9 protein-coding genes are annotated in these 9911 nt (G+C 70.6%); 2 read left to right on the top strand and 7 right to left on the bottom strand.

The window, feature by feature from the left end:
* Positions 1–156 precede the first annotated feature (156 nt).
* Positions 157–951, bottom strand: a complete 795-nt coding sequence (locus tag AB0M65_RS37980; protein WP_364039434.1) for a hypothetical protein — start codon at positions 949–951, stop codon at positions 157–159.
* 130 nt (positions 952–1081) lie between these two features.
* Positions 1082–3142, bottom strand: coding sequence for a PASTA domain-containing protein (locus tag AB0M65_RS37975; protein WP_364039431.1), 2061 nt, complete (start codon positions 3140–3142; stop codon positions 1082–1084).
* 206 nt (positions 3143–3348) lie between these two features.
* Between AB0M65_RS37975 and AB0M65_RS37970 the strand changes: the two genes are divergently transcribed.
* Positions 3349–3717 (top strand): Rv2175c family DNA-binding protein, encoded by a 369-nt coding sequence (locus tag AB0M65_RS37970; protein WP_364039428.1) that lies wholly within the window; start codon positions 3349–3351, stop codon positions 3715–3717.
* Here AB0M65_RS37970 and AB0M65_RS37965 read toward each other — a convergent pair.
* Positions 3686–4852, bottom strand: coding sequence for an MFS transporter (locus tag AB0M65_RS37965; protein ID WP_364039425.1), 1167 nt, complete (start codon positions 4850–4852; stop codon positions 3686–3688). The genes AB0M65_RS37970 and AB0M65_RS37965 overlap by 32 nt on opposite strands.
* Positions 4853–4874: 22 nt before the next feature.
* Here AB0M65_RS37965 and AB0M65_RS37960 point away from each other — a divergent pair, with 22 nt between their 5' ends.
* Entirely contained in the window at positions 4875–5426 is a 552-nt protein-coding gene (locus AB0M65_RS37960) for a CGNR zinc finger domain-containing protein (protein ID WP_364039422.1), read from the top strand.
* A gap of 60 nt (positions 5427–5486) precedes the next feature.
* Here the strand turns inward: AB0M65_RS37960 and AB0M65_RS37955 are convergent, their stop codons facing one another.
* Genes AB0M65_RS37955 through AB0M65_RS37940 form a run of 4 tightly spaced genes read right to left on the bottom strand, consistent with a single transcriptional unit; the run spans position 5487 to position 9761 of the window.
* Positions 5487–6272: an LLM class F420-dependent oxidoreductase gene (locus AB0M65_RS37955; RefSeq protein ID WP_364039419.1), complete on the bottom strand. Its 786-nt coding sequence runs from the start codon at positions 6270–6272 to the stop codon at positions 5487–5489.
* A complete protein-coding gene (locus AB0M65_RS37950) occupies positions 6269–7198 on the bottom strand; it encodes a phytoene/squalene synthase family protein (protein ID WP_364039416.1) in 930 nt (309 codons plus the stop codon). Before AB0M65_RS37950 ends, AB0M65_RS37955 begins: the two co-directional genes overlap by 4 nt.
* A complete protein-coding gene (crtI, locus tag AB0M65_RS37945; RefSeq protein WP_364039413.1) occupies positions 7195–8670 on the bottom strand; it encodes a phytoene desaturase family protein in 1476 nt (491 codons plus the stop codon). Before crtI ends, AB0M65_RS37950 begins: the two co-directional genes overlap by 4 nt.
* The gene (locus AB0M65_RS37940; RefSeq protein ID WP_364039410.1) at positions 8670–9761 is read right to left on the bottom strand and encodes a polyprenyl synthetase family protein; all 1092 of its coding nucleotides are present in this window, start codon (positions 9759–9761) and stop codon (positions 8670–8672) included. Before AB0M65_RS37940 ends, crtI begins: the two co-directional genes overlap by 1 nt.
* Between the last annotated feature and the right edge of the window lie 150 nt (positions 9762–9911).

Below are 9911 nucleotides of genomic sequence, written 5' to 3'. Positions count from 1 at the left end.
CTGGAACAGCACGACCAGCGGGTACGCGGCACCATAGATCAGGCTTCCCTCGGCTGAGCCGAGGGAAGGAGTCCTTCACGCGCGACCGCTGCACCTGCGACCACGGCGGGCCCCGCAGCCCATCCAGTAGGTACTTAAGACGCTCCCGCTGAGTCCTTACCGCGCCCGGCGGGGGAGGCGCGTCGGCAGTGGCGCGCCACGCCGGGGCCGGTCCGCCGTGGTCGATTCAGGCGGGGCCTGGGGTGGCTGCGGCTGTCGTTGGGGTTGCGGCAGCGGCGGCGGCGCCTGCGACTCGCGGGGCCAGGCGGGGGTGATCATCGCCTGCGCCCCGACCCGGCGGACCGGCAAGCCGTGCGCCTCGCGGGCGGGTAGTCCTGGCCAGATCTCGCCCGCTTCCTTGGCGGCGTCGCGGATCGCGGAGCCGTCGAGCGAGGTGTGCGTTTCCTCGATGTCGCGGTCGAGCCACTGGACGACGAACTCCAGCGGCCCGGTCGGCGGCAGCGGCCACAGGAAGATCTCGTGGTCGACGTGGAACGACGAGCCGCCCAGTCCCTGCGCCCGCAGCACGGGCTGGTCCGGTTTCGACGCCGACGGTACGGAGATCGTCTCCGAGCTGGCGCGGCGGCCGTCGGGGAACAGCACCCCGACCAGCAGGGCGTTGTAGTCCGGGACCCGGCGATGGTCGATGAGGCCTTCGCCGGGTTCGTCCGCCAGCAGATCCCGCGAGTACACCGACAGCTGGAAGCTCACCGCCTCCGGCCACACCTCGATGCCGCGCAGCGCCACGATGGTCCGGCCGGACCGGCCCAGCGGCATCGACCACGGCAGGATCGCCGGGACGATGTACTCATGCGGCGAGTCCACCCAGGGGCGGCCGTTGTAGCCGAACAGTTCCTGCTCCGGCACCGGGAACAGGGGACGGCTGCGAGGAGCGTCCGTGAAGAAGCTCATCGCGGACCGGGCGCGGCGGAACCCGGGGCGAACCTGGCCGACATGCTGCTCACGCCGTCAAAGACCACCATGCGGTTCACGGTATCCGATGACCCCGCCGGTACTGAACGGTTTCAGCGCACCTTTCGCGTCACCCGAAGCCCCTGAGCCGCACCTTTGTGCCCTTCGGCACCTTGGTGCCCGGCTGCGGATCCTGCTGCAGGACGAAGTCGAAACCGCCGTTTCCACCGCCGTGGCCGTTGCCGTTTCCGCGACCCTCACGGTCCGCGTCCAGGCCCGCCTGACGCAGGATCTGGAGTGCTTCCTCCATACGCTTGAACGTCACGTTCGGTACTTCGACGGCGTTCGAAACGAACACCCCGATCCGGCGGTTGCTCGCCTTGCCGCCGCCCTTCGGGTCGGTGCGGGTCACCGCGCCGGCGGTGAGCTGGTCGGAGAACTCCTCTCCGGCCTGGAACGGCTGGAAACCGGCCTGTTGCAGGATTTGGAAGGCGGCGTCCTTGCTCTGGCCCGTGACGTCCGGGACCGGGGGCAGCGGCTCGGGACCCTTCGACAGGATGACCGTGACCTGCCCGCCGATGTTCAGCTGCGAGCCGGGGCCCGGGTCGACGCGGACGACCTTGTCCTTGGCGACGTCGCTGTACTCGGATTCGCCCGGTGCCGGTGTCAGCTGCGCGGCCTTGATCGCCGTCTCCGCGTCCTGCTTGCTGGTCCCGGCCTGGATGTCCGGCACGATCGGACGGCCCTTGGACAACACGACGTTGACCGTCGTACCGGGCGCGACGGACTTGCCTTCGGCCGGGTCGGTCCGGATCACCGTGTGCTGCGCGGCGGTGTCGCTGTACTCCTCGGTGTAGGCAGGAGTCAGCTTCGCCGAGCGGAGCGCGTCACCGGCGGCGGCCTGGTTCATCCCGGCCAGCTTCGGCACCGACGACGAGGTCGGCCCGGTGTCGTTGAGGATGAAGGCGAACGCGCCGATCAGCCCGCCGAGGATCAGGACAGCGGCCGCGATCATCAGGTACAGGCGTTTGCGCGACCGCGGCTGGTCGTCGTCCTCCGCGGGTGGCTTGGGACGCGGGGGAGGCGTGCGTGGTGGTTGCGCCGCCGGGTACTGCGGCTCCCGGTGCAGTGCCTGCGTCCCTCGCGGACCGGTGACCGGCAACGTCGCTTCGGCGACCGGGGGCAGCACCGTGGTCGCCGCGGACGCCGGAGCGAGAGCGGGTACGGCCGGGATGCCCGGGGTGGTGCGTTCGGCGTCGGTCTCCCGGTCGGCGTCCGGCGGCAGCGGTACGGGCACCGGGACCGACGGGATGCCGAGGACGGCACGCACGTGGTTCAGCTCGGCAAGGAACCGCGCCGCGTCGGCCGGTCGCTGGTCGGGGTCGCGGCGGGTGGCACGCAGGATCAGCTCGTCCAGCGCGGGCGGGAGACCGGGCCGCAGTTCACTCGGGCGCGGGACGTCGTCGTTGACGTGCCGGTATGCCACCGAAAGCGCGGTGTCGCCGGCGTAGGGCGTGCGCCCGGTGAGCATTTCGTACAGCAGGATCCCGGTCGAGTAGACGTCGCCGCTGGACGTCGTCGCGCCGGTGGCGACCTGCTCGGGAGAGACGTAGGCGACGGTGCCGAGGATGACGCTCGAACTCGTGGTGCCCGCGCTCGCGATCGCGCGGACCAAGCCGAAGTCGCCGACCTTGACCACGCCGCCCGAAAGCGCCGTGCCACCGCGGCCGATGAGCACGTTCTCCGGTTTGACGTCGCGGTGCACCAGCCCGGCGGCGTGGGCCGCCGCCAGCGCGGACAGCACCGGTTCGGTGATGCTCAGCGCGAGCGCGACGTCCAGCGGGCCGCGTTCGGAGAGCAGTTCGCGCAGGGTTCCGCCGTCGACGAGTTCCATCACCAGGAACGCCCGGCCGGATTCCTCCCCGCCGGGGGTGTCGAAGCCCTGGTCGTGCACCGCCACCACGTGCGGATGGTGCAGCCGGGCCGCCGAGCGGGCCTCCCGTTCGAAGCGCTCGACGAACGACCGGTCGTCGGCGAAGCGCGGGTCCATGATCTTGATGGCGACCTGGCGGTCCAAGCGGGTGTCGACGCCCCGGTACACCGACGACATCCCACCGCGTGCGAGCAGCTTGTCCACCCGGTAGCGGCCCTCGAGCAGAGTGCCCACCAGAGTGGGATCCGTGCGTGTCACGGCTATGGATCGTACGGAAGTACCCATGTTCTGGTGTACGGGACCTGGCCCGGCGCGGATCACGATTTCCGTCATTTCGTCGAAACGGCGGTATGCGTGACCGGTTGACCACTTTCCGTAATGGCGTGAGCCCTGACCGGTACCGGCGAGGTCGTCACCCATGCGCACTAACGGAGCTGGAGACCGAATGTGGCACAGTGTCACCTGTGAGTGGTATTCCCGTCGCCGACGACGTTCTCGAAGCCGATGTGGTCGTTCTTCCGCTTCCGGAGGTTTCGACCGCGCTGAACGTTTCGGCCAACAAGGTCCGCCAGATGCTGCGTGACGGCCATCTGATCGCCGTGCGGCGCAAGGGTGAGCTGTACATCCCGGCCGCGTTCCTGGTGCGGGACGGCGTGGTCAAGGGCCTGGCAGGCACCATCACGGTGCTCGCGGACTCCGGGTTCAGCCGGACGGAGATGCTGCGCTGGCTCTTCGCCCAGGACGACACGCTGCCGGGGGCCACCCCGGTCAACGCCCTCCGGACCAGCCATGGCACCGAGGTCAAGCGGCGCGCACAAGCGATGGCCTTCTGACCCTGACCAGGAGATACGTCGTAGCCGCCAGTAGCTGACAGGTCGCCGCGGCGGCCAAACCGACGGTTACGGAGAGTGCGCTCAAGGGGCCGGCACTCGCGGCACCCAAAGCCAGTCCGGTGATCTTCACGCTCGCCGCCGTCGTGAAAACCTGAGCCCGTACCTCCGCGGGTGCTTCGCGATGACGGATGGCGAAGAGCGCGGAAAGCTGTGGCCCTTCGGCGAACCCGGCGAGCACGGCGGCGGCCAGCAGGGTCACCACGTCGTGTCCGGCCGCCGCGAGCAGGAAGCTCGCGGCCAGCAGGACGGTGGTGGCGAGCACGGTCCGGTCCGGCGGTGGCGGCCTGCGGGCCAGTACGGCGTTCGCGAGCAGCGACGCCCCGGCCACCACGGTGAGCAGGAGTGCCCCGAAACCCGGACTCCCCAGTCGTTGGGCGCCGAGCAGCGGGTAGCAGACGAACGCCATCCCGACGCCGACGAAGGACACCGTGGACGTCGCTGTCGCCCGGAACAGCGCGCGGTTGCGAAAAAGGACGGCGAAACCGTCGGCCAGCCGACGGCGGATCGGCTTGACGGGTTTGGCTTCCGCCGCGGGGAGCGACCACGCCGCCGGGAAGGCCGCCACGACCAGGGTGATCGCGACGGCGACCGCGGCCGGGGCGCCGGCGTAGGCGGCCACGAGCCCGGCGAGACCCGGCCCCGCGAGGCTCGCGGCGGTGAACGTCATCGCGTCGAGCGTGCTCGCTTTCCGGATCGGTGTCGTGCCGACGACGTTCGGCAACTGCGCCGTCCAGCCACCGGCCAGCGCCGGATTGAGCAGCCCGGCCGCGACGGCCACCGCGATCGCCGCCGGAATCTCGACCAGTGCGAGAACCGCGCCGAGACCGGCCGCGTAGGCGAGCAGTGCCCACGCCAGCAGGCGCCCCGGACGGCGGCCGCGGTCGAGCAGGGCGCCGAGCAGCGGGCCGCCCGCCGCCGCGGAGATCGTCAGACCCGCGAGCAGTGCGGAACCGGTCGCCGCCGAACCGTCGACACTCAGGCCGAGCAGGAGCAGCGCCGGTCCGGACAGCTCGTCGCCGGTCCGGGCCACCGTCGCGCCGGTCAAGTAGACGGCCAGTCTGTAACGTCCCCTCATGGCTGAGACGTTACAATGTGCCATGACTTCAGCACAGCGGGATTTCCTGCCCGGCCGGTCGGCGCGGGCGGCGGCGCAGCGTGCGGTGGAGCTGCTGGAGGTCCTGCTGGCGCCGGAACCTTTGGTTGCGGACATCCAAGCCGTACTGGAGGCGCATGGCGAAACGGACGTTCTGCTGCGACCCGCGGACGTGACTTCGCTGCAAGAGGCGGCTTCGGAACTGTGTGAAGTCTTCGCGGCGCGAGATGCCGCGAAGGCGGCCGAGGTGCTTAACCGGCTGTTGGCTCGCTACGCGCATCCGCCGCGACTGACCGACCACGGGTCCGGCTTCGGCTGGCACCTGCACGTCGACGCCGCGGACGACGGACCGTGGGGTGCGTGGCTGGTGACGTCGTCGGCGCTGGCGCTGGCGGTGCTGCTGGCGGACCGTCAGGCGGCGCCGGGCGGGTTGTGTGCCGCTTCGGGCTGCGGGAAGCCCTTCGCGCACTTGGGCGGGGGAAGTCCGCGTCGGTACTGCTCGACGCGGTGCGCCACTCGGGAGCGGGTCGCCGCTCACCGCCGGAAGCTGTCATGAAAGGGTCTTTCAGGACGAAAAATGTCCTGAAAGACCCTTTCATGACAGGGAAAGGGAGGCTCAGCCCTGCTTGTCCCGCCAAGCGATCCAGGAGCGCAGCTTGTCGAAGTTGTAGTCCGGCCCGCCGGTCGCCACGGTGAACAGTGAGACGCCGTGCTCCAGCAGCTTCGGGCCCAGCTCCTCGGGCTCGCCGTCGACGGCGACCGAACGCTCGATCTCGCCAGGGTCGCGGTCGACGTCGGCGCAATGCTGGTCGAGGATCTTGACCTTGCGCTCGACGACCTCCGGATCGCCGAAACCGTGCCAGATGTCGGCGTGCTTCGCGACCAGGCGCAGCGTCTTCTTCTCGCCGCCGCCGCCGATGAGCACCGGGATGTCGCGGACCGGCTGCGGGTTCAGCTTCCCGAGCCGGGCCTCGATCCGCGGCAGCGATTCGGCGAGGTCGTCCAGGCGCCCACCCGCGGTGCCGAACTCGTAGCCGTACTCGTCGTAGTCCTTTTCGAACCAGCCGGAGCCGATGCCGAGGATCAGCCGTCCGTCGGAGATGTTGTCGACGGTCCGGGCCATGTCGGCCAGCAGTTCGGGGTTGCGGTAGCTGTTGCACGTCACCAGCGCGCCGATCTCGACCCGCGACGTGGATTCCGCCCAGGCACCCAGCATGGTCCAGCACTCGTAGTGCAGGCCTTCGGGGTCGCCGAAGAGCGGGTAGAAGTGGTCCCAGTTGAACACGATGTCCACACCGAGGTCTTCGGCCTCCGAAGCCGCCCGGCGGATCGTCTTGTACTCGGCGTGCTGCGGCTGCAGCTGGACGCCGATCCGGATCTTCCTGTTCGAAGCAGAGGTCATGATCGCACCCTAAGCCTGGAGTTGCTCCACGCGCTCGTCAGCAACCTCGGAAGGGCGACGGCCGCGCGACGACGGCGAGGCACGACGGCGCGGATGTTCAGCACGTCGTAGCCGAGCGCCGCGATCTCGTCGAGGATACCTTCGTACAATACGAGCGCGGTGCGGACACAGTCCCGGGATTCCTTGCGCAGCAAGGGGATTCCCGCTTCGGCGCGGCGGTACACCGCCCGGTTGCGCGCCACGGCCACGGCGAGCGCGCGTCGCACCCGCCGGTCCGGCAGACCTCGGGTGCGCGACCATTCGAGCAGGTCGCGGCCGACCCCGAACGCGGCCAGCTCCTCGGTGGGCAGGTACAGCCGCCCTCGGTCGAGGTCTTCGCCGATGTCGCGCAGGAAGTTGGTCAACTGGAACGCCTCGCCGAGCGCGGCCGCACCGGCCTCGGCCTCCTCGATCGGCACGACGGTGCCGAAGACGGGCAGCATCTGCAAGCCGATGACCTCGGCCGAACCGTGGACGTACTCCTTGAGGTCGGCGTAGGTCGCGTACTCGGTGACCTTGAGGTCCATCGCCATGGACCGCAGGAACGCGTCGAACAGGTCGCGGTCCAGCTCGTGGCGCCGCACGGTGTCGGCGAGCGCGGCCGGCACCGGATCGGCAGGCGTGCCGCCTTCGAAGACCTGCCCGACCAGGCGGGCGACCTCGTCCAGCGCGAACGCGGGATCGGTGCCGGGCGCGGGATTGTCGACGAGCTCGTCCGCCATCCGCGCGAAGCCGTACAACGCGTGAGCGAACGGCCGCGCCCGCGACGGCAGCAGCCGGGTCGCGAGGAAGAAGGTGCGGCCGTAGTGCGCGTTGATGCGGCGGCATTCGATGTACGCGGCCCGCAACGCCGGTTCGGTGATACCCGCGGCGTCGAGTTCGTTCATCGGCCGGTGACCCTTCCCGCGGCGAGCCTGCCGGAGATCACCACCGGCGGGATGCCGACGCCCGGCGTCGTCCCGCAGCCTGCCAGCACGACGTTTTCCGCCGCCCGCAAGAGATTCCCCGGCCGGAACGGGCCGGTCTGGGCGAAGGTGTGCGCGAGCGAGAACGGCGTCCCCGCGGTGAGCCCGCGTTCCGCCCAGCCCGCCGGGGTGATCATCTCGTCGACGGTGAAGTCTTCCGCGAAACCGGTGAGGCCGCGCTTTTCCAGTGTCCGCACGAGTTCCGCGCGATAAGCGGGCCCGACGCGGGCCCAGTCGATCTTGCCGCGGCGCAGGTTCGGCGCCGGGGCGAGCACCGAGACCACCTGCTCACCGCCGGGGGCGAGGCCCGGTTCGGTCGCGGTCGGGCGGGTCACCAGCAGTGACGGGTCACTCATCAGCTTACCTTCGCGGATGATCTCCGAGAACGTCTTTTCCCAGGCCTGGCCGAAGAAGATGGTGTGGTGGCCCAAATCCGGCCACGATTTCGCCGCGTGTCCGTGCAGCACCACCGCCGACGGCGAGTACCGCAGCGGCAACGGACGGTTCGGCCGCGCGCCGAGCAGCCGGTACGCGGTGCCGAGTTCGGTGGCGAGAACGACGGTGTCGCAGGGGATCCGTTCGCCCGAGCGGGTCCGCACCGCGCGCACTCGCGAGGAAACCCTTTCCAGCCAAGCGGCTTCGGTGCCGAAGCGCACATCCGCGCCGGCGCGTCCGGCCGCGCCCGTCATCGTCCGCGCGATCTCACCCATCCCGCCCGACGGGTAGTAGACCCCGCCGACGGTGTCCATATAGGAGATGACGCCGTACGCCCCGATCGCGCGGGCCGGGTCGAGCCCCGCGTAGAGCGCCTGGAACGAGAACAGCCTGCGCACGCGGTCGTCTCGCAGGAAGCCGCCGATCTTCGGGCCGAGTCGCCCGAAACCACCCAGCACGGCCAGTTTCGCCAGCTCTGGGCGTACGAGATCGAGTGGCGAATCGAAGTTCGCGCCGATGAAGTGGTCCTTCTGGACGGCGTACAGCTCGGTGAGCCAGCGCCGAAGACGGCGGTACCCGTCGGCCTCGGCCGGACCCGCGGCGGCGCGGATCTCGGCCTCCATCGCGGCGGCCTCGGTATGCACGGCGATCGTGCTGCCGTCGGCGAACCGCGCGCGATACGCCGGGTCGAGCCGGGTCAGCGTCAGGTTGTCCGCCAGGGATTCGCCGACCGCGGAGAAGGCCTCGTCGAGCAGCTCCGGCATGGTCAGCACGCTGGCGCCGGCGTCGACGGTGTTGCCGCCGAAGTCCGCCTGCCCGGCGCGGCCGCCCGGGACCTTGTCCTGCTCCAGCAACGTCACCCGGCGGCCGGCGCCGAGCAAATGCAGTGTCGCCGACAAACCGGCGAGTCCGGCACCGATCACCACCACGTGGTCGCTGGGACCGGTGACGGTGCGCATCAGTACGTCCGCTGGGTCGCCTTGACGACCAGCCCGGTCAGCGCGGCCGGGGCGGGCTCGGCCAGGTGGGCGCGCTCCAGCGCGGCCATCGCGGACTCGGTGAGCTCGTCGATGCGGCTTTCCACCGCGTCGACGGCGCCGACGTCCTGCAGTGCTTCGCGCACGTTCTCGACGGCGTCCTCGGAGAGGTGCGCGTCGCCGATGGCGTCGGAGATGACCCGCGCCGCGGCGTCCTTGCCCTGCTCGGCGGCCCGCTGCAGGCCCAGCGCGACCAGCAGCGTCCGCTTGCCCTCACGCAGGTCGTCACCCGCGGGCTTACCGGTGACCGATGGGTCGCCGAACACGCCGAGCAGATCGTCCCGCAGCTGGAACGCCACGCCGACCTCGTCGCCGAACTCGCGCAGCGTCGCGATCAGGGTGTCGTCGGCGCCGCCGAGCGCGGCACCGAGGTGGAGCGGGCGCTGGACGGTGTACGCGGCGGTCTTGAGCTTGCAGATGTGCAGTGCCGCCTCGGGGGAGGCGTCGCCGGTGGCCTGGGTGCGGACGTCGAGGTACTGCCCGGCGAGCACCTCGGTGCGCATCGCGCGCCACGCGGGCCGCGCCGCCGCGAGGGCCGCGGGCGGGAGCGGGGCTTCGCCGAACATGTCGTCGGCCCAGGCCAGTGCGAGGTCGCCGACCAGTACGGCGGTCGCGAGCCCGAACGTGCTCGGCGAACCCAGCCAGCCGCTGTCGGCGTGCAGTTTGGCGCCCGCGATATGCACCGTCGGCGAACCGCGGCGTGAATCGGAGGAGTCGATGAGGTCGTCGTGGATCAGCGCGCACGCCTGGATCAGCTCCAGGCTCGCCACCGCCTGAAGCACGCCCTCGACGTCCGGCCCGCCCGGGTCGCCACCCGCGCCGCGCCAGCCCCACCAGGCGAACGTCGGCCGCAGGCGTTTGCCGCCGCCCAGCACGAATCCGGCCAGCGCGTCGATCCCGACCCCGACACTCGGCTCGGTACGGCGGATTTCGGCACCGGCGCGCTCGAGGAACCCGGCCAGCGCCCGCTCGACGTGGGCGGGCAGATCGGCGTCGTAGGCGGACGTGTCCATGCGCACATCTTCCGTGAAGGACACCTCCGTGACCCAGTCGGGTGGCGCGGAATGTGGCGAAACAGACGCGCTGCCACGTCGCGAGTAGTCCTCTGGTTGCGGTAGTTGCACGCGGCAGTGCCCGGGTACTGGACGCCTTGTCGCGGGTAC

The organism is Amycolatopsis sp. NPDC051071 (genome assembly GCF_040682875.1).
In the GTDB taxonomy this organism is placed as follows: domain Bacteria; phylum Actinomycetota; class Actinomycetes; order Mycobacteriales; family Pseudonocardiaceae; genus Amycolatopsis.
Note: the sequence above shows the minus strand (reverse complement) of the source record. Positions and strands in the feature narration are given on the sequence as shown.

Coding starts and splice junctions, on each gene's coding strand:
- AB0M65_RS37980 (WP_364039434.1), bottom strand. CDS start 951: ATGAGCTTCTTCACGGACGCTCCTCGCAGCCGTCCCCTGTTCCCGGTG.
- AB0M65_RS37965 (WP_364039425.1), bottom strand. CDS start 4,852: ATGAGGGGACGTTACAGACTGGCCGTCTACTTGACCGGCGCGACGGTG.
- AB0M65_RS37960 (WP_364039422.1), top strand. CDS start 4,875: ATGACTTCAGCACAGCGGGATTTCCTGCCCGGCCGGTCGGCGCGGGCG.
- AB0M65_RS37955 (WP_364039419.1), bottom strand. CDS start 6,272: ATGACCTCTGCTTCGAACAGGAAGATCCGGATCGGCGTCCAGCTGCAG.
- AB0M65_RS37950 (WP_364039416.1), bottom strand. CDS start 7,198: ATGAACGAACTCGACGCCGCGGGTATCACCGAACCGGCGTTGCGGGCC.
- crtI (WP_364039413.1), bottom strand. CDS start 8,670: ATGCGCACCGTCACCGGTCCCAGCGACCACGTGGTGGTGATCGGTGCC.
- AB0M65_RS37940 (WP_364039410.1), bottom strand. CDS start 9,761: ATGGACACGTCCGCCTACGACGCCGATCTGCCCGCCCACGTCGAGCGG.